Raw genomic sequence first — 17,949 nt, 5'->3', positions numbered from 1 at the left:
CCTTCCCCCTCAAACGGTAAGATTAGGTATATACTGAACTTAAAAATTGAACCACCGCAATTTGTACCGTCCTTCCTCCCGGCCGAGATGACCCTGATCAGGACGGCAACGGTTTGCGGCGAACCTCGGAGGCTACTGCTTATTACAGAAGGTCGTCCGATGGACATAAAGGGGAGATAGACTTATGAGAGAACTAACCACTGTACTGGAAAAGCGCGGTAATACCAACTGTTTCTCGGAAGCAAATTTCAACCATCTGCTGGTTACCATGAAAGATAGAACTTATCCGGAAGGTACACATCTGTACTGGGAAGGCGACATCTCTGACAAACTTTATTATATGAAACGGGGTCGTGCCCAGATCACCAAATCCACGGATGAAGGCAAGGAACTGATCATGTACATGTATCAATCCGGTGATATGATTGGGCAGGCTGATCCCTTCTTTGGCTCTAAACACAGCTTCTCAGCGGAAGTATTAGAGGACAGTGAGATCGGTGTACTGGAGCATAAAGACCTGGAGATGTTAATCTGCCAGCATTGTGACTTCGCGATCGACTTTATGAAATGGATGGGCATCCACCACCGGTTGACACAGACCAAATTCCGGGATCTCATGTTATACGGTAAACCGGGTGCACTCTGCTCCACCCTCATTCGGTTATCGAATTCGTATGGTGAGCCTCATGGAGAGCATGTCATTATTCACAAAAAAATTACCCACACGGATCTGTCCAATATGATTGGAGCCACTCGTGAAAGTGTAAACCGCATGTTAAGCGACCTGCGTAAGAAAGATGCGATTGAATACGACAATGGCATGATTGTTATCAAAGATCTGAAGATGCTGCAAGGGATCTGTCACTGTGAGCTTTGCCCGAACGAGATCTGTCGTATTTAATATTTGACTATGCTAATCGGATAATGCTTATATATTTAATGAAAAAAAGCCCAGTTCTCTAAAAAGAGATTGGGCTTCTTGGTATGCTTAGGATGCATTGGTCAATTCAAGTTTCACCGCATCACGTGGATTCAATTTCATGTCCAGACCATTTTCCATTAATTCTTTGTCATTCACCATAATCACCCACCGCTCATTCATACGAGGCGTGACATTCTCGACCGAAACGACAAATTTGTTGTTCTCCGACATTCTTACAATGCCGCTGGACTTCAACACATCGCGAACTGTGCACTCTTGAACGTAGACGCCGGCATATTGACGATTAAGGGTTGGCATAATGTTTCCACCGCTAACCTTGAGTAACGTTGTCTGATATGCAACGCCATCCCCCCCACTGTCAGCGGCTTTCACGTAAATGATTACTTCATCTTTGGCATGAAGCTCCATGTCCCAATCTTGCTGCTCAATATCCTTGCCATTTAATTTGACAGCCCAGCTCAGCGAAGAATCCAGAGAAACTTCTCCGACGGATTGAATCCGTTTGCCATCTGCCGTAAAATCTACCAGTCCGCTATTAAGTAATGCTTTTTTGAGTGTCAAACCCTCACTAAAATCTCGCTTAATGGACTTTGTTGCATCAGGCAAAAATGTACTGCCATCTACAGCCACTGTAATTGTATTCGCTGTTTCTGTCTCCTTGACAATTGGCTGCTCAGAAGGCTGTGTCTCACTACAACCAGCCAAGATCGCCAGTAGGAGCAAACATACACCTATGTAACCGGGGATTTTCTTCATCATGTAGGTAACACCACCCTGCGTAAAATCATTCACCCTGTTGTCCATAACCTCTATTATGGCACAACTTTCGGCAAAAAAAAGTGTCAAAGCCGTTACTTTTATAGGGTGTCCCCTCCAAATAGGGCTTGTACAAGAAAGAGAGCCTGCACACAGGCTCTCCAATCTAATTCATTTTTATGTTCGAATTGGTTACGTTATCACTGGACACTAGCCTGCATGTATGTCCGTCCTCCATCGCCATCTTTCAGATATGGATTAAGCCCGAAGAACTGCTCCTCAGATACGTATACACCCGTCATCAATCGCCCTTCAAGCAATCCACCGTCCACCTGCACGCAACATGAAGGTGCGTCTACATACTCCTGATACAACGGAATCTGCCCATATTGTTGATGGACCTTGAATACCTTGCCTTGCTCATGCAAAGGCCGTTCCGAGAAATAGGTAGGCACAATATAACGGGCAATGACATCCAGTTCCTGCACGCTATAAAAGGGTTCATCACCAAGCCATGGTGCAAACATTCGAATCTTCTCATATTGAGACCAGACAACCGCCTGAATCAGCATTTCTGCCTGAACCAACCGACCTTCTCCCACATCCAGAACCAACCGTTTACCATGGATGGTTTCCTCCATCTGAGAAGTCGTTGAATCAGGTTGTCCCAGCTCACATCCGATACACTTCCAGCCCCTGGACGTTTGAATCCATTTTTGCAGCACCGCCGGAGCTAATCTCGGACCATCGCTGTTCACAGAATGCGTATTCACTTCGGCAAGATCATCCTTAACCGAACGGGAATATGCTGTGCGCTTAAACAACTCCGCAGCTTTTTTGTAAATCAGATGTACCTGAATGGATGCGCTCTCAAGTTCTGCAATATCTTTTTTGCCGTAGCGTACTTCACGGGATAAGCTTTCTTCTCTCATGACAAGTGGGCCTCCTTCGCTCCGGCCGTCTGTGGCCATTTTCTATAGATTATACTACAACTCATGACAACTTGTGCATAGCCCAAGAGAAAAACGCCGATCCACGTTATACTTAAGACAAAAACCCCTGATTTCCACGGAAATCAGGAGTCTATGTCATTCATGCAACGAAAGTGGGTGATACTTATACGTTAGTCAACCCACTTCTCAGCCCAGTCTTGAATTTGATTCATGACAGGCTGGAGCGCTCTACCTTTATCCGTCAGTTCATATTCAATACGAACCGGCGTCTCGGGATAGACGTGACGAACCAGAATACCTTCACTCTCCAGATCTTTCATCCGTTCGGATAACATCTTGTCACTCATGGACGGGATCAAATTGGAGATATCCTTGAATCGCTTCGAACCACTCATCAATGTTTGAATAATTAAACCATTCCAGCGTTTGCCCAAAAAAGAAAACGCCGTCTCAAAACGCGGACACATCCGCAAGTCTTGACCTTCCACATTAATCACCTCTTTAGAGATCACTCAAATCAACTTACATTTTGTTAGTATATTTCATAATAACATATTTAAGCTTCAAAGAAAACGTCTGCAACTAAAAAGTTTAAATTTTAGAAGCATAACATCCAAAATGGATCATACATCCCAGTATACATTACACGCTGCGTCGTAACCATGGGAAATATCGTATAACTTCCCCATAGTACTATCTTACCCAAAAAGAACCCAACTGCCACAGTCATCATTGACTCGGAGAAGGGTTCCTTCGTATACATTATTCGTATAAGTTCACCTAAAGAATATTTACACTACCACTACGACGTCAGAACAACTTTCCGATCGCTGTTATCCCCAGATTTTTTTGATTCCTTTCTAAAGGGAAAATCCGGGGATAAAGGCGCACGCTCCGCTTCTTCAAGTTATTTCTGCCCTCTCCGTTATTGTGTAAAGGTTAATTGAAATTATATATATATATCTTTCACGAAGCAATTAGTAAATTAAACCAGCACGCCACCAAATGGTCTTACAGGTTCGCTCTTGCCAAATTCCGGCTTAAAGCTGCGGGCAGGATATGCCCATTTCACAGCGTTGCTGATCACTCTTAATATTTCCGGTTTGTAATAGGTCGGATACGTCTCATGACCTGGTCGGAAATAAAAGATTTTACCTTCACCACGCCGGAACGTGCATCCACTCCGGAATACTTCTCCACCCTGGAAGTTGCTTACAAACACCAGTTCATCCGGTACTGGAATATCGAAGAATTCACCGTACATCTCTTCTTTTTCCAATACAATCTTGCCCTCGATGCCATCCGCAATCGGATGAGATGGGTTAACACACCATACAATTTCCTGCTCGTCAGCTACACGCCATTTCAGATCGCAGCTGGTTCCCATCAGCGCTTTGAATGGTTTGGAGAAATGACCTGAATGGAGCACAATCATTCCCATGCCGTTCAGCACTCGCTGCGCGACCTTCTGTGAGATCTCATCGCTTACGCGATCATGTGCCATATGTCCCCACCATATGAGCACATCTGTGGAATTCAGCACTTCATCACTTAATCCGTGTTCAGGCTGATCCAGTGTAGCTGTACGAATAGCAAAGCCTTCGCCGCCAAGTCCGTCAGCCAGTGCTCGATGCAGACCATCCGGGTAGACTTCCCTTACTTCATCGTGAATTTTCTCATGGACAAATTCATTCCAAATGGTGACGTTAATCATATTCAATTTCCCCCTAGTGTAGCTCTAAACCCACCACATATCGCCCAGCGGTTCTTCAATCAATACTTGCTGGAGATTTTGCACGGCTTTAGAGAATCCTTCTTCAACCGACATCAGACCGTCTTCGTGCTCAATACTTACTACATAATCATATCCGACCAGACGCAAGGCACTCATAATATCTGCCCAAGTCTTGTTATCATGTCCATAACCAACCGAGCGGAACTGCCAAGCCCGATCCAGCATATTGGTGTAGTCCTGCATATCCGTTACACCGTGTTTGTTCACGTTTACCGGATCAATCGTTGTATCTTTGGCATGGAAGTGATGGATGGCTCCTTCACGTCCCAAGATGTGAATTGCCTGAACCGGATCAATACCTTGCCACCACATGTGACTTGGGTCCAGATTGGCTCCGATCACTTCACCTGCTGCTTCACGCAGTCTCAGCAACGTTGCTGGAGTATGAACGGAGAATCCACCGTGCAGCTCCAATCCAACTTTTACGTTACGATCTGCTGCAAATTTCCCCCACTCTGTCCAGTAAGGGATAACTTTGTTCTCCCACTGCCACTTCAGGATCTCCTGAAAGTCATTTGGCCATGGTGCAACAGGCCAGTTCGGATATTTGGCATCCTCATGGTCTCCCGGACAACCTGAGAATGTATTCACTACAGGTACTTCCAGCTTCTCAGCCAGTTCTACCGTTTTAACAAAATCATCGTGGAATCTTTTGGCAATATCCTTTTGCGGATGTAGCGGGTTACCGTGACAGCTCAGTGCACTGATCGTCAAACCACGTGATTCCACTGCATTTTTGAAGTTTTTCAATGCTGTAGGATTACTTAACAACTCATCTGGCTTACAATGTGCATTGCCTGGATGTCCGCCTGTTCCGATCTCTACTGCTTTTAATCCCTTGGATGCTACATAATCAAGAGCATCCTCCAATTTACGTCCTCCGAATAGTACCAAAAATACGCCGAGTTTCAAGTGCGATTCCTCCCTGGATTAGATATCGTATGATTGCTGAATTCATGAATATTGAACTGTATACAATTACCGTTCAGATCACATGCCTGTTTGATTAGTGTGGAAAATCGAGAGTGTTTCTATCCTGAAATTGAACGTAAGAATACTGGTTATTCTGCTTCACTCGCAAGAGCATCAAGCTTCGAACACTTATTGCTCAGACTAGTGGGATTCCACGGTTTCAATCTCAGTTTGAACTGTGCGAGTTACTGCAAAAGAATCATAGCTGCTTTCCAGATGTATGTGCTTGCCTTCAAGTGAAGAACGCTGGAATGAATGCATGGCTTCCAGTACGTGATAAGCAAGCTTGCCACTGGCTTTGTGTTCCCTTCCGGCACGAATGGATTCAACCATTTCCGTTACGCCGATGCCTCGTTCGTTTTGTCCACTTTCGAAGACTGGTTTGACCGTCTCCCAAGTGTCTTGACCGTATCTGCGAACCTTCACTTCCCCGTTAAAATAATTGGGGTCCGGTACACTAAGCGTACCTTCTGTACCATAGATTTCAATACGTGGCAGATCCGAAGCTCCGCGAATATCAAAACTGGTGATCATGGTTGCAATGGCACCTTCTGCAAAATCAATGGTTCCTGCCAAGTGGGTAGGCGTCTCTACTTGCAGTGCTGTTCCTTCCTTAGGCCCAGAGCCAATCTTGCGATCTGCAATCTGTATGCCTGCCGAGGCGCTGATTCTGCGTATCGGTCCAAGCAGCGTAATCAGAGCGGTCAGGTAGTAAGGTCCCATATCAAACATCGGTCCGCCACCTGCGACATAAAAGAACTCCGGATTAGGATGCCAAGCTTCTGGTCCTCCACCCATAAAGAATGAAGTCGCTGCAACCGGCTTGCCAATGAGCCCATCCTCAATGGCTTTACGAGCTGTCTGTATGCCTGAACCAAGGAAGGTATCCGGTGCAGAACCAACATACAATCCCTTTTCCTCAGCCAACTCAACAACCTTGCGACCATCCTCAAGAGAAATTGCCAGCGGCTTCTCGGCATACACATGTTTGCCTGCTTCGAGTGCAGCCAGATCGGTCATGGCATGACTGCCAGGAACCGTAAGGTTCAACACAAGTTCAATTTCGTTATTTTGCAGCAACTCATCTACATTGTAAACGTTTGCGATATTAAATTCATCTGCCCGTTCCTGAGCGCGTTCACGGATCAAATCCGCAACAGCCACGACTTCAATGACCGGGTTGTTTTTGAGATTTTCCAAGTAGATAGCGCTGATGTTACCACACCCGATGATGCCTGCTTTCATTTTCTCCACTGTGACGTTCATCTCCTTACGCATGGTGAAAATCTGCGTTTGAATGGTTGAGATACATATGTTTTGTTGGATGTTTCCTGTTCCTTAAATCTAATACTATGGTATTCCGTTTCAGCTTCAATTAAAATGAATAATATGATTGAAACATGAACTATCTGGTCATAATTTTCAAATTGCAAGGAGTATGCCCATGCCGACAGATTCTTCCTGCCAAGTTCTTACAGCAGGCTTTTCATTTCATCGTAAACCCTACGCTATGGTGCAGCCTGAAGGGGTGAAGAACTACCTGTTAAGACTGCAAACAGACGGACGTTGCCGCGCACGCATAGACGGAGACATGTCCCTGGTGGATGCGGGCGATCTGCTTCTTTTTGATCCTGACGAGCCTTATGAGCTGAGAATAGACAATGAAACCAATCCGATGGGAGAACGACTGGTGGAGAGTGGCGACTATCACATCTTCTTCAATGGTTCCTGGGTGGATGAGTGGTGGAAACGTCACAAACGGCCGACCCGAATTAAAGTCGAACTGACGGAAAGCCTCTTGGTCCTGTTTCGACAGCTCGTACTGGAGCAGCGCCGCATCTCCAATCCTTATCCGGAAATTTCAAGTTATTATATGCGAATTTTATGTCTCGAAGTGGATCGTCTGCTCGCGGAGCATCCAACGATAACCAATACCAATTACGTGGCTTATGAGATCAAGAATTATATTGAAGAAAACGCTTCCTCTTTATTCAAGCTCGATGATGTGGCAACACATATTGGTATCAGTGTCTCACGGGGTGTTCATCTCTTCAAAGAAGCGTTTGGCAAAAGCATCATGCAATACACGCTTGACGTAAGGCTGAACATGGCGAGGGAACGGATTATTTTCAGTCCAATGACCCTGGAGCAAGTGTCTGAGTCTTCCGGCTTTAACAACTATACCTATTTCCATCGGGTATTCCGTTCCCGGTTTGGCATGTCCCCGAAGGAATTCCGCGTCATTCACCGGGAACAGATGTAATCATACCAGTATACGTAAGTTGAACTTATTTGCGCGCGGCTATGGCCTCGGATACAACCATCGCCAGATCTTCATTGCCAAACATGGACAACACGCCAAGTACCGTATCATCCGGGATCTCACCGGCTTCCTCCTTGGATACAATCAGCTTCTGCACCTGCTGCAAACGCTCGTTGCTCTGCTGATTCGGGTAGGCTTGCCGGTACATCTCTTCCGGGTCCAAACCATTATTGACACACCACTGGGCAAATACGAGGATCATCATCTCTTCTTCCTGTTTATAAGTTTCAATGACAGCTTCCTCGATCTGTTTATTACGTTCCTTTTCATATTCATCCATGACTTGTATTCCTCCGTATGTGTATTCTGCAATTATTTGCGAATCAATTGTTCCGCCAGTTCATGACTGTCCATGACATGACTTGCACTGATCAGGCAATCATCAGGTGAGTCCAGACAAGCCAGGAAATTATCAACTGCTCCGCTAAAACCTCTGCGTGCTAACACAGTGTCCCAGCTCCCGAACGTTTCTTTAGTTTCCAGACTCCCCTGTTCCATGTAGCTGATCGTGTCCATGTTCACCACTTCAACAGATCGTCCACCACCATGCAATTCGATCTTCTCCAGATCTGCCCCAGCTTCACGCACCATATCGAATCGACCGTAGGCTGTTCTGCCCAGCTTGGCCGTTCCGGTTGCATGAAGCAGTCTGTCCAGATCATTCTTCCGAATCCATTGATGAAGCAACTCCACATTATGATCCGAGTACCACAACATCAGATCCAGCATATGGATGAGATCATCATAGATGGTTTCTGCCGTAGGACGATCCTGAATGCCTGTACGATGTTTGGTCACTGTCAAGGATTCAAAACCTTTTCCACCCTGCATCCATTCTTTGGCTTTTTGGTACATCGGTGCGAATCTGCGGTTGAAGCCCACTGCTAGTAGCAGCCCTTGTGCCTCGGCAAAAGCAGTCATCTCTTCCGACTCCCGAATCGTATAGGATAACGGCTTGTCTACGTACACGGCTAATCCCTGTTCCAGACATTGCATGACAATGTCAAAGTGCGCTTCCGTTGCTGTATGTACAAACACGGCATCCAGATCCCAGGACAACAGTTCTTTCAGATCCGTTGTTCCCCGTTCTAATCGATACGCCTCCTGAACGGCTTTGACCGGCTCTGGAGATCGGTTCATAATGCCTACAATCTCCACGTTCGGATGAGCTGTTAACAGCGGCAAATATACTTTACGTGCAATATCGCCGAGGCCGATAATTGCAACTCGTTTACGTTGGGTTGTTTCCATGATGATCATTCCACCTTCAGTTCGGTTCTATATTTCCACGTCCTATAGTGTAACCCTTCGGACAGCAACTTGCCAGTGATTGCAGCAGACTTCGCACGAATTGTTCAGACAATGGGCGAACGTGGTAAACTTATGAGGAACAGCAGTACAGATTGGGATACGACTAGACCTGCCTGATCTGAAAGGAGCGTTTGGGATTTTGCGAAAATGGTTATGGCTTCTGTTATATGTTTTACTTGCAGGAGTCACGTTTATTTACAGATATGAACTGCTGGCCTGGACCAATCTCCATCAGTCCATCCCGTTGTTACTCGCCATGGCAACATTGTTTGCTCTTGTGCCAGTAATTCCTTATAAGTTTGTTATTATCGCCTTTGGTTACAGTTACGGTACTACCACGGCAGCCTGGATATGCTGGCTTGGCACCACACTTGCAGCCATGCTCGTTTATGGCGGAGCAAGAACCATTTTCAGACATCAGGCGAGATCGTACCTCGAACGCATTCGGGGTCTGAACCGTTTTACCACATGGATGGAAGCACATCCGTTCATGGGCGTCATGTCGATGCGACTGTTACCGATCGTGCCTCAGATGGCCGTTAATATTTACGCAGGTATAACTTACACGCCATTCTGGGTCTTCATGGTTGCCACCGCCATTGGGAAAATGCCAGCGATTTTTGTATTTGCCTACGCAGGTGCACAAGCTGAAACCTCAATCTGGCTGAGCCTGGCCATCCTTGCCGGATATCTGGTGTTCATGGCCATTGTTTTGCTCTTATTTCGCTTTCGGTCACGCAACAAAGCCTGAATTCAGAATTCGCAAACCGTTCAGATTCAGCTTGTTTTCATTCCGGCTTGGTTGGCTTGCCAATTCAGGATATAATAGAAGAGCAAGCCTAATGCTTGTGTAACAAGTTTAATAAAACGGTAGATTGCTGGAGCTCGAACACGAGCGCTAAATCTTCATCAGAAATGGAGTGACTATAGCATGGAACAACATTCAAGTGAGTTAGCAACTTTTGCAGGCGGATGCTTCTGGTGTATGGTATCCCCCTTTGAAGAACTGCCCGGTATTCATAAGATCGTATCGGGTTATACAGGAGGACATACCGAGAATCCAACATATGAAGAGGTCTGCTCGGAGACAACAGGACATGTAGAGGCTGTACAAATTACGTTCGACCCTGCCATCTTCCCTTATAAGAAACTGGTTGAACTGTTCTGGCAGCAGATTGATCCTACGGATACAGGCGGACAATTCCATGACCGTGGATCTTCCTATCAGACGGCCATCTTCTATCACAGCGAAGAACAGCGCCAGATTGCAGAAGCTTCCAAAGCGGAGCTGGGACAAAGTGGACGTTTTGACAAACCAATCTTCACACCCATTTTGCCAGCCAAACCGTTCTATGAAGCGGAAGAACATCACCAAAATTATCACCGGAAGAACCCTGCGCACTATAAACGCTACAGCAAAGGTTCTGGACGCGTAGACTTTATCGAACGCAACTGGTCCGGTAACGTGGATAAAGACGGGCTGAAAGAGCGTTTGACGCCGCTTCAATATGAAGTTACGCAGAACAGCGCGACCGAGCCTGCATTCCATAACGAATTCTGGGATCACCACGGTGATGGTATCTATGTGGACATCGTATCTGGCGAGCCATTGTTCAGTTCTACCGACAAATACGACTCCGGCTGCGGCTGGCCGAGCTTCACACGTCCATTGCGTGACCACAACGTGAAGGAAAAAACTGATCTCAGCCACTTCATGATTCGTACCGAAGTGAGAAGTCGTGAGGGTGATTCCCATCTGGGTCACCTGTTCAACGATGGTCCTGCCGAAGCAGGTGGAATGCGTTATTGCATCAACTCTGCGGCACTTCGTTTTGTACCCAAAGAAGACTTGCTAAAAGAAGGATACGGTGAGTACGCCGTCCTTTTCCAATAAGTTTTAATACAAATACAACAAAAAGCAGTGGGATGATCCCGCTGCTTTTTGTTGTACATTCTTTTTTTAATAGACGAACTAATGTTACAGGAGAATGCATTGATTAGATTTGGCTCGAAGAGATTTCCGAACTCAATTGACTGGCAGGAGCCGTCTGATCATTACGAAATTGAATTCGCATCGCTGGAACAATACCCATGATCATCACGGTAACCGAGATTGCGTAGACGATAAAAATGGATGTGCTGTTCATCAGTACACCTGCCATGGAAGATCCAAGAAGCATACTTCCTATGAATAAAGGTGTGATGGTGCCATTCACTCTCCCGATCAAGTGCTCATCGATCCGAGTGACCAAGTATGTGGAGATGATGACGTTGACGAATGCCAAACTGATTGAGCTCAAGAAGCTGATCAAAAGGGTCAGCCAGAACCAACTGGATAACACTTCCCCCATCGTGGCTACAGCCAGACACAGCACACCTACAAGCAGAGTTAAGGTCTGGTTCAGCTTGGCACTTACAGCAGCCGCAATACCTCCTCCAATCAATAAACCTATTCCAGATGCACCAGACAAAAACTGTAACGACGTTGCTTCAAGTCCCAAACGTTCGGTGATCAGAAATATTCCAAGTGGGCTGATGAGACCCGCAGAAAGCCCTATACAGATGAATACCAGACTAAGCATTTTTAACGAGCGAGATCGAGCAACATATTGCCAGCCCTCTTTGATATCCGCTAATAATGAGGTATTTGTTTCCCGCTGAGTGGCATCTTTAGGCAGAAATGTGAGTAGAAGCGCAGAGGTGAGGAATAGAATGAGTAAAGCGTACATGGACGCCTGAATCCCCATTGCAGTGTATATAAACGTTCCGACGATTGGTCCGAGAATTAAAAACAACGATTGACCACTCTGTGTAATAGCAATTGCAGACTGCAAATGTTCTCCCTTTACATTTCGCCTCACAATCTTTAGAGAGGATGGTTGAGAAAACTGGCTAACGATAGAGGATACAAACGTGGCTACGTATAGAATTTGCCAATACCCAGAAGATAAGACGCCAATAATCATGACAATAGACAACGCACTCAGAATATCCCCCAGTATCATCGTACGTTTGGGATTCCAGCGATCAGCAAGTGCACCGCCAATGATGGAGAAAACAAAAATCGGAGCATATTCAAGTACGGTAATCAGCGAGACGGCTATTGGACTTCCCTGAGTTCGATCCATCACATAATAGAGGATTGCCATATTTCGGATCCATATCGCCAGATTTTGCAGCAGATCAGACCCTGTCACGATTAAAAAAGCTTTGTTTCTGAACAATGTGTTCATTCTCCATCTCCTCTTTTAAACCGACTGTCCGGTTTATTAATATTTAAAAAGAAAAACTGACAGTTACATCAGCTTTTCATGATTAATGTTGTTGAATACCTGCCAGCAGACTGGCCATGCCTTTGTGGTAAATACGACGAATATCCGTCAGGTCCTTCTCATAATAGAGCGTAGTCAATCCGCTAAACAGACCGTAGATAATGTGCATTACATCCTGTGGGTCATCCTGTTTTAACTCCCCATCTTCCATCCCTTTAGTAATAATGGACTCATATGTCGCATAAGGAATACGGATCAGGGAAAGCATCTCATCAAGCATTTCCTGACTGACGACCTGACCCGAGACAAACTCGTTAATGGCGTGATTCAGCGGGTTAGCCAAATCATCTACATAATGGTCAGCAAGTCCGTACAGTTTGTCTATGGCAGTCTTATACCCGGATTCTTTGTCCAGCCAAGCATCCATCCAATCTTCATTGTTAAGCTTGATTAGATACATGAATAACTCTTCTTTGCTTTTGAAATGATAATAGATGCTGCCTTTACTCCGATTGTTAATCGTACATATGTCTTCCATGGAAGTTGCACTATATCCCTTTTGAGCAAACAGTTCCTTGGTATTACGCGCAATGTCTTTCTTTATCTGGGCAACGTCTTTTCTTCGTTTGACTTCGATTGGAAAAACCCCCATAAAATAAACCGACTATTCGGTCTAATAGTATCACAGCACAAATACCCCGTCAATTCAATTTGCACAGGCACCCTCTCGTTTTCTACTTCAAAAGATGTTCAAGAGAGTGCCTGGCTAAAATTCAGGAAAGGAGTTGTCACTTCATACTTACGATCCAACCGATCCAATACGCAAATGGAATTAATAACAACTGTGCCAACAGAGTACCAAACAAACGGGATACGAGCATGCAGCCATAGATCTGATTCATGCGATCCAAACGGATCTCGCCACGTAATGATCGGTCACTGAGCAGAGAAATCCGCGGATCAATCAGGATGGTTAACAAAATAGTCGCTATTCCGTTAATTAGCCCGGTTGATTGGGATGCAGCTACAGCCTGCCCTGGGTAAAGATACGCTGCGTATAAGCTGGACAGGACACCTGTGGTATAGATTGCGGTTACCGCTACATTCAGCAGCATTAACCGTCTTGGCATCCCATGTTGTACCAATCGTTTGGCCATCTTCCAGGATGGCGGGGTGATGTAATACGTTGCATTTCTAATCTTGCTTCGCTTCAGCATACCGCGAACCATTGCTGGGATAGAACCGGCTGCTTCAAAATGTACAACCATTCTCGAAGACAGCTTCACCATGGTTGGAAAACACAATATGGCTAATGCCGTTCCAATCGTTGCCGCACCCATTAACCAGTGTAGCTGTGCCGCAAAGTGTGGATTGGCTCCACGTGTTGCAGTATCCACCAGATTACCTACCATTGGGCCCTGGGCCATATTCGAGGTTCTAGAAACCAGCAGCAAGATACCCGCCAAAGAAATGGCCAGCGCAATTCTGCGGGTGCGAAGCCCTCCAAGACGCAGCGCGTATGACAAGCTGTCTGCGGCATGAATCAGCATGGTGAACAGCATAGGAATTGCCAGGCTAAGACTAAACATATGTATGTACTCCTTTATATTCCTGTTATTGAACTTATTTCTTTCATGGACAGCATTATACTCCTCTGGCTTGCAAAAGTATAGGAACGAGATCCTTCTAGATCATCCTTAATCACGTCCACTGACCTCCTGTTCATCGTTTATCCCTCCCCTCACAGGGTAATATACAACTAATCCATCATCGTACAGGAGGGGTTTATATGCCTTGGAACAAACAGGATTATCCGGTATCCATGAAGAACCTGGAACCACGTGTTAGACATAAAGCCATTGAGATTGCCAATGCTCTGCTCGATGACGGGTATGAGGAAGGGCGCTCCATTGCTATAGCGACAGCTAAGGCGGAAGAATGGGTTGAAAATCATCCCGCACCGGAAAGTTCGAAATCGGACTCCACATCTTCTTCCGAAAATTCCAACCGTAACAAGTCGTCTTCCACAGATCGTCGTCATTCCGAGCCCGTTTCTTCGTCCAAAAGTCATGATAACATCCATGTCGTACCTACCGACTCTGGCTGGGCGATCAAGGAAGAAGGAAAGTCTACCTATCTATCCACATTTGATACTAAGGCAGAAGCTGTAGATAAGGCCAAAGAACTTAGCAGTAAACAAAATATTCGAGCGATTATCCATAATCAGGATGGTCAGATTGCTTCTTCGATCAAGTCCTGAATGAATCGGAAAACAACAAAATCCCTTTTGCTGCTGAAGAGCAGTCAAAAGGGATTTTGTATGAACTTTAACTATCAAGACCTGAATATGATGCATACAGGTTATGGTTGGTTCTGAAACGTATGGTTAATTGGATACCCCTCTAGCCACCGTAGTCCGTTGTGAAATAGCAGCAGCGTTAACTGCCTTGGCTGCAGCCGATGGCATCGGCAATTTCACAGCCGAAGTTGTAACCACGGTTCCGCGAGCCGGAACACTGACGACGTACGTGATGACTTTACTGGCAATCCATACGGCCAGAATCGTATATAAAGTTTCTTTTACCGGAAGAAAGAAAAGCGACAATCCCAATACAAAAGCATCACTGACAAAGAAAACTGTTCCCAGCTTCCATCCCTTCCAGCGGCTAACCAGCACGGCGAGAATATCGTCTCCGCCTGTCGCTCCACCGAATCGAAGCACGATCCCAGCGCCTACCCCTGTCAATATACCGGATAGAACTGCCGGAATCCACAGATTTCCGTTAAACGACAATACCAGTGTGGAGTATCGTTCAAAGCCGTCATAGAATAGGGAAAATGCACCGACGCCAAGCAATGCCTGAATCATGAATTTCCAGCCTTTGAGGAACCAAGCCAGGATCATGACCGGAATGTCCAGTAACAACATACCGATAGCAGGTGATAAGCCTGTTGCGTATTTTCCGAGCAGGGCCAGACCAACAAATCCGCCCTCCGATAAATGATTCTGAAAGTTAATGTGATAATAAGCAAAAGCTAAAATAAATGTACCGAGTAGCATAATGGCGAATTTGATCGCCTCTGTTTTAACGTGTTGTAAGGTTAACGATGTTCTCTTCATTCAGGTTCCCTCGCAGTTTGTAGGTTGGTTTTTAGACCGACCGTACCCTGCAAAAGGTAAGCCTGGAAGAAATCATCGTGTACGTCCTTCGAATATTCATTCCAATCCCCTCTTTCGCAGAGTCAGCCGTTTTTTTGAACCGGTTGGTGTACTCTACAAGGGGCGCTATGTGTATGAGAGATCGTAACGTTTCCAGATCGTCCTTGGGGAGATTGTCCTTCGGGAACTCATGGTATCCTGATCCTTTCTGTTCTGTTGTGGTTAGCTGTGCTCAGTTAAACTGAAAAATAACTACAATGCATAAGCTTGAACATTTAATTGTACACTTACACTTGGATTACAGTACCCTCTTTTGATCGCGGTTATCCCCGGATTTTTGGAATTCCATTTTCCCTCTGGGGAAAATCCGGTGATCTTATGCTTCCGAAGCTGCTTTCATTCAAAAAGCTTTCAGGCGAACGCTTCGCTTCTTATAGATGGGTTCTGCACTCTTCGTTCCTGTGTAAATTGTAAATCCAACTTACAGCAGTTGCAAGTTCATTCAGTTTAAACACCAAAGCTAACTTGCTTGTTCTTCTATTATATAACACCAACGTGACCGGGTCTAAACAGCAGACCCCTCAAAAACGGGCATAAAGCAGCCTTTGGACTGCTCCAGCAGTCATACGGCAACACCAGGATAAGCAATGCTTGCTAATGGTGCAACCTGCTCCTTTATTCTATGACCAAAGCTTCCAAAAATAACTGTCAGTCACCCAACTGTGACAAATTGGGGCCTTTTTTTATTTTCTTGCGCTTTTTAAAGGAATCATTTTCCTTTCACACATACACTATAGCAAACGTAATCGGCTTATTCTTTGTCCAGTTCAGACGTTTCCAGACTTACTCTGCTGTTTATGGTATAATATAACAATTGAATCCCACTACCGTTTAAGCGAGGCGGATTGATGAAAACGTTAAAGCCAAGAGTCTTTATTGGCTGCTCGCTGGAAGCGAAGCCGATTGCAGCCGCAGTACACGAAAACTTACGTTTTTCAGCCGAAGTTACCCCTTGGTATTCCGGGGTTTTTAATCCAAGCAGCTATACCATGGACGATCTGGAAGTAGAGGTCCGTACGACTGACTTTGCCATTTTTATTTTTCATCCGGATGATATATCCAAAATTCGCGGGAAGTACTACGCGTCGGTCCGGGATAATACAATGCTGGAAATGGGTCTGTTTATGGGTCGTCTGGGACGAAAACGTATTTTTTTCATTCTTCCTGAGGATATTACAGACATCAAGGACACAACCAAGGTTGAAGGATTGCGTATGCCCACAGATCTTCTGGGATTAAATCCACTCGTATATGAAATCCGTTCTGACGGAAAGTGGGCACCAGCCGTGTCCGTGGCATGTTCCAAAATCGCAGACAGTATTGAGGAACAAGGACGCTGGAGTGATCCAGAATTGGAGAACATCATTGAGAAGCATAAACGCACTGAGGGAGAAGCAAGGTTACAACTGCTTAAGTTGCTGCGTTTCTTTAGGGAATTGCTGCGTACCCGCAAAGCAGATGCCAAGATGCTGGAGCGAATGAGCGATGCCCTGCGTACTGCCTTTGTCTCTCATCCTCCATTCGCTGTACGTGGCACAGCCATATACCGTACAGATGACAGTGGTTATATTGAGCAATTATGTGGTAATGTTGGAGAACCGGGGAGAAAGTATGACTTGTCCGCTAACGACGACAAACAACCGGATGATCCCAAGCGCATCCTGGTGATTGATTCTTACCGGGAGAATAAAATCAAGATTAACCTGTATGATGATTACCTTGAGAAAGAGTATCTGCTATGCTATCCTGTAGCCAAGAGGTATGTAATCACCGTTCACATTATTGGACATATTGAAGCGGATGAGGCGGTATTTCAGCAGATTGACCTACAGAATCGTCAACTGTTCAACGCCATCAACGATTTGTTAGGAGGCGAACCGGAATGAAACCGGAAACGAAAAAAATAAGCAAGCGCTGGGGCAGCGAAAAAAAGGTACGCCTCAGTTCTGCGCCCGAATCATCACGACCGGTTCCGGAACCCAAGGAAGAAGATCGTTTCCACAAGCCGGCCGTACCGCTAACAACCATTGGGCCCTCCCTGAAGGGCAAGGAAAGACCGTATAAGGTCATCCTTGAAAAAGAGGCGTTCTACGAAAAGCCTCAATATCTTGCTTAACTTCTAAACACATCATCAAACCTGCCGCTGAATCGGCAGTAATCCATAGGCCCCGCCGCCCAAGGCAGGGGCTTTTTTGTTGCTCATTTTCGTCAAAAACTGCTTCTACTCGTCGACCTGGTGCCATCGTGTTAAGGCAAGGCATCCTTGAATCATGATTGCAATTCATTGCTTGTAATTACTCTGTAGCAGACTGCATTGCATAAGCTTATTTGGTTTATGGCCTTAGGTTTCCTGCAAAACCCATAAATTATACCTTATTTTGGAGCAGGCTTGTCCTGTTTTATT

Annotated in this window: 19 protein-coding genes; 7 read left to right on the top strand and 12 right to left on the bottom strand. The window is 45.6% G+C overall.

Features of this window, described 5'->3' with window-relative positions; genetic code table 11:
* Positions 1-184 precede the first annotated feature (184 nt).
* Positions 185-901, top strand: coding sequence for a Crp/Fnr family transcriptional regulator (locus NSQ38_RS15910; protein WP_076333276.1), 717 nt, complete (start codon positions 185-187; stop codon positions 899-901).
* Between the two features lie 87 nt (positions 902-988).
* Here the strand turns inward: NSQ38_RS15910 and NSQ38_RS15905 are convergent, their stop codons facing one another.
* The 6 genes from NSQ38_RS15905 to NSQ38_RS15880 all read right to left on the bottom strand — a co-directional run bounded on the left by NSQ38_RS15905 (position 989) and on the right by NSQ38_RS15880 (position 6,673).
* The gene (locus NSQ38_RS15905) at positions 989-1,702 is read right to left on the bottom strand and encodes a hypothetical protein (RefSeq protein ID WP_076318956.1); all 714 of its coding nucleotides are present in this window, start codon (positions 1,700-1,702) and stop codon (positions 989-991) included.
* 197 nt (positions 1,703-1,899) lie between these two features.
* Positions 1,900-2,631: a hypothetical protein gene (locus tag NSQ38_RS15900; RefSeq protein ID WP_339782899.1), complete on the bottom strand. Its 732-nt coding sequence runs from the start codon at positions 2,629-2,631 to the stop codon at positions 1,900-1,902.
* A 191-nt stretch (positions 2,632-2,822) separates the two neighbouring features.
* Positions 2,823-3,119 carry a helix-turn-helix domain-containing protein gene (locus NSQ38_RS15895; protein ID WP_076333333.1) on the bottom strand — a complete coding sequence of 99 codons (297 nt, stop codon included), beginning with the start codon at positions 3,117-3,119 and terminating at the stop codon, positions 2,823-2,825.
* A 518-nt stretch (positions 3,120-3,637) separates the two neighbouring features.
* On the bottom strand, positions 3,638-4,366 hold the full coding sequence (locus NSQ38_RS15890; protein WP_017687549.1) for a trehalose utilization protein ThuA: 729 nt from the start codon (positions 4,364-4,366) through the stop codon (positions 3,638-3,640).
* A 24-nt stretch (positions 4,367-4,390) separates the two neighbouring features.
* Entirely contained in the window at positions 4,391-5,359 is a 969-nt protein-coding gene (locus NSQ38_RS15885; protein WP_339782897.1) for a sugar phosphate isomerase/epimerase, read from the bottom strand.
* Positions 5,360-5,560: 201 nt separating this feature from the next.
* Positions 5,561-6,673: a Gfo/Idh/MocA family oxidoreductase gene (locus tag NSQ38_RS15880; protein ID WP_036614448.1), complete on the bottom strand. Its 1,113-nt coding sequence runs from the start codon at positions 6,671-6,673 to the stop codon at positions 5,561-5,563.
* A gap of 190 nt (positions 6,674-6,863) precedes the next feature.
* On the opposite strand from NSQ38_RS15880, the gene NSQ38_RS15875 reads away from it, so the two are divergent.
* Positions 6,864-7,682, top strand: a complete 819-nt coding sequence (locus tag NSQ38_RS15875) for an AraC family transcriptional regulator (RefSeq protein WP_133385436.1) — start codon at positions 6,864-6,866, stop codon at positions 7,680-7,682.
* Positions 7,683-7,707: 25 nt separating this feature from the next.
* Here the strand turns inward: NSQ38_RS15875 and NSQ38_RS15870 are convergent, their stop codons facing one another.
* Both NSQ38_RS15870 and NSQ38_RS15865 read right to left on the bottom strand, forming a co-directional pair.
* Positions 7,708-8,022 carry a hypothetical protein gene (locus tag NSQ38_RS15870; RefSeq protein ID WP_091028755.1) on the bottom strand — a complete coding sequence of 105 codons (315 nt, stop codon included), beginning with the start codon at positions 8,020-8,022 and terminating at the stop codon, positions 7,708-7,710.
* A 32-nt stretch (positions 8,023-8,054) separates the two neighbouring features.
* The gene (locus NSQ38_RS15865; protein WP_133385437.1) at positions 8,055-8,993 is read right to left on the bottom strand and encodes a Gfo/Idh/MocA family oxidoreductase; all 939 of its coding nucleotides are present in this window, start codon (positions 8,991-8,993) and stop codon (positions 8,055-8,057) included.
* 199 nt (positions 8,994-9,192) lie between these two features.
* Here NSQ38_RS15865 and NSQ38_RS15860 point away from each other — a divergent pair, with 199 nt between their 5' ends.
* Complete coding sequence (locus NSQ38_RS15860; protein WP_339782895.1) at positions 9,193-9,804, top strand: VTT domain-containing protein; 612 nt, start codon at positions 9,193-9,195, stop codon at positions 9,802-9,804.
* Between the two features lie 180 nt (positions 9,805-9,984).
* Positions 9,985-10,947: a peptide-methionine (S)-S-oxide reductase MsrA gene (gene msrA / locus NSQ38_RS15855; RefSeq protein ID WP_339782893.1), complete on the top strand. Its 963-nt coding sequence runs from the start codon at positions 9,985-9,987 to the stop codon at positions 10,945-10,947.
* Between the two features lie 103 nt (positions 10,948-11,050).
* On the opposite strand, the gene NSQ38_RS15850 is transcribed toward msrA, so the two are convergent.
* From NSQ38_RS15850 to NSQ38_RS15840, 3 genes are all read right to left on the bottom strand, one after another.
* The gene (locus NSQ38_RS15850) at positions 11,051-12,286 is read right to left on the bottom strand and encodes an MFS transporter (RefSeq protein WP_339782891.1); all 1,236 of its coding nucleotides are present in this window, start codon (positions 12,284-12,286) and stop codon (positions 11,051-11,053) included.
* An 82-nt stretch (positions 12,287-12,368) separates the two neighbouring features.
* Positions 12,369-12,977, bottom strand: a complete 609-nt coding sequence (locus tag NSQ38_RS15845) for a TetR family transcriptional regulator C-terminal domain-containing protein (protein WP_339782889.1) — start codon at positions 12,975-12,977, stop codon at positions 12,369-12,371.
* Between the two features lie 136 nt (positions 12,978-13,113).
* Positions 13,114-13,914 (bottom strand): lipid II flippase Amj family protein, encoded by an 801-nt coding sequence (locus NSQ38_RS15840; RefSeq protein WP_339782887.1) that lies wholly within the window; start codon positions 13,912-13,914, stop codon positions 13,114-13,116.
* A 200-nt stretch (positions 13,915-14,114) separates the two neighbouring features.
* On the opposite strand from NSQ38_RS15840, the gene NSQ38_RS15835 reads away from it, so the two are divergent.
* Entirely contained in the window at positions 14,115-14,585 is a 471-nt protein-coding gene (locus tag NSQ38_RS15835; RefSeq protein ID WP_339782884.1) for a DUF2188 domain-containing protein, read from the top strand.
* Positions 14,586-14,711: 126 nt separating this feature from the next.
* On the opposite strand, the gene NSQ38_RS15830 is transcribed toward NSQ38_RS15835, so the two are convergent.
* Positions 14,712-15,446 (bottom strand): YitT family protein, encoded by a 735-nt coding sequence (locus tag NSQ38_RS15830; protein ID WP_036614465.1) that lies wholly within the window; start codon positions 15,444-15,446, stop codon positions 14,712-14,714.
* 947 nt (positions 15,447-16,393) lie between these two features.
* On the opposite strand from NSQ38_RS15830, the gene NSQ38_RS15825 reads away from it, so the two are divergent.
* Positions 16,394-17,431 carry a nucleotide-binding protein gene (locus NSQ38_RS15825; protein WP_051447360.1) on the top strand — a complete coding sequence of 346 codons (1,038 nt, stop codon included), beginning with the start codon at positions 16,394-16,396 and terminating at the stop codon, positions 17,429-17,431.
* The gene (locus tag NSQ38_RS15820) at positions 17,428-17,661 is read left to right on the top strand and encodes a hypothetical protein (RefSeq protein WP_017687536.1); all 234 of its coding nucleotides are present in this window, start codon (positions 17,428-17,430) and stop codon (positions 17,659-17,661) included. The genes NSQ38_RS15825 and NSQ38_RS15820 overlap by 4 nt, the downstream gene beginning before the upstream one ends.
* The last annotated feature ends 288 nt before the right edge of the window (positions 17,662-17,949 follow it).

The organism is Paenibacillus sp. FSL R7-0313 (assembly GCF_037969885.1).
Taxonomy (GTDB): Bacteria; Bacillota; Bacilli; order Paenibacillales; family Paenibacillaceae; genus Paenibacillus.
This window is presented reverse-complemented; position numbering and strand designations above follow the sequence as displayed.

Excerpts from the sequence above, each read along its gene's own strand:
- NSQ38_RS15910 (WP_076333276.1), top strand. The coding sequence starts at position 185 with ATGAGAGAACTAACCACTGTACTGGAAAAGCGCGGTAATACCAACTGT.
- NSQ38_RS15905 (WP_076318956.1), bottom strand. The coding sequence starts at position 1,702 with ATGATGAAGAAAATCCCCGGTTACATAGGTGTATGTTTGCTCCTACTG.
- NSQ38_RS15900 (WP_339782899.1), bottom strand. The coding sequence starts at position 2,631 with ATGAGAGAAGAAAGCTTATCCCGTGAAGTACGCTACGGCAAAAAAGAT.
- NSQ38_RS15895 (WP_076333333.1), bottom strand. The coding sequence starts at position 3,119 with ATGTGTCCGCGTTTTGAGACGGCGTTTTCTTTTTTGGGCAAACGCTGG.
- NSQ38_RS15890 (WP_017687549.1), bottom strand. The coding sequence starts at position 4,366 with ATGATTAACGTCACCATTTGGAATGAATTTGTCCATGAGAAAATTCAC.
- NSQ38_RS15875 (WP_133385436.1), top strand. The coding sequence starts at position 6,864 with ATGCCGACAGATTCTTCCTGCCAAGTTCTTACAGCAGGCTTTTCATTT.
- NSQ38_RS15870 (WP_091028755.1), bottom strand. The coding sequence starts at position 8,022 with ATGGATGAATATGAAAAGGAACGTAATAAACAGATCGAGGAAGCTGTC.
- NSQ38_RS15865 (WP_133385437.1), bottom strand. The coding sequence starts at position 8,993 with ATGGAAACAACCCAACGTAAACGAGTTGCAATTATCGGCCTCGGCGAT.
- msrA (WP_339782893.1), top strand. The coding sequence starts at position 9,985 with ATGGAACAACATTCAAGTGAGTTAGCAACTTTTGCAGGCGGATGCTTC.
- NSQ38_RS15850 (WP_339782891.1), bottom strand. The coding sequence starts at position 12,286 with ATGAACACATTGTTCAGAAACAAAGCTTTTTTAATCGTGACAGGGTCT.
- NSQ38_RS15845 (WP_339782889.1), bottom strand. The coding sequence starts at position 12,977 with ATGGGGGTTTTTCCAATCGAAGTCAAACGAAGAAAAGACGTTGCCCAG.
- NSQ38_RS15840 (WP_339782887.1), bottom strand. The coding sequence starts at position 13,914 with ATGTTTAGTCTTAGCCTGGCAATTCCTATGCTGTTCACCATGCTGATT.
- NSQ38_RS15835 (WP_339782884.1), top strand. The coding sequence starts at position 14,115 with ATGCCTTGGAACAAACAGGATTATCCGGTATCCATGAAGAACCTGGAA.
- NSQ38_RS15830 (WP_036614465.1), bottom strand. The coding sequence starts at position 15,446 with ATGAAGAGAACATCGTTAACCTTACAACACGTTAAAACAGAGGCGATC.
- NSQ38_RS15825 (WP_051447360.1), top strand. The coding sequence starts at position 16,394 with ATGAAAACGTTAAAGCCAAGAGTCTTTATTGGCTGCTCGCTGGAAGCG.
- NSQ38_RS15820 (WP_017687536.1), top strand. The coding sequence starts at position 17,428 with ATGAAACCGGAAACGAAAAAAATAAGCAAGCGCTGGGGCAGCGAAAAA.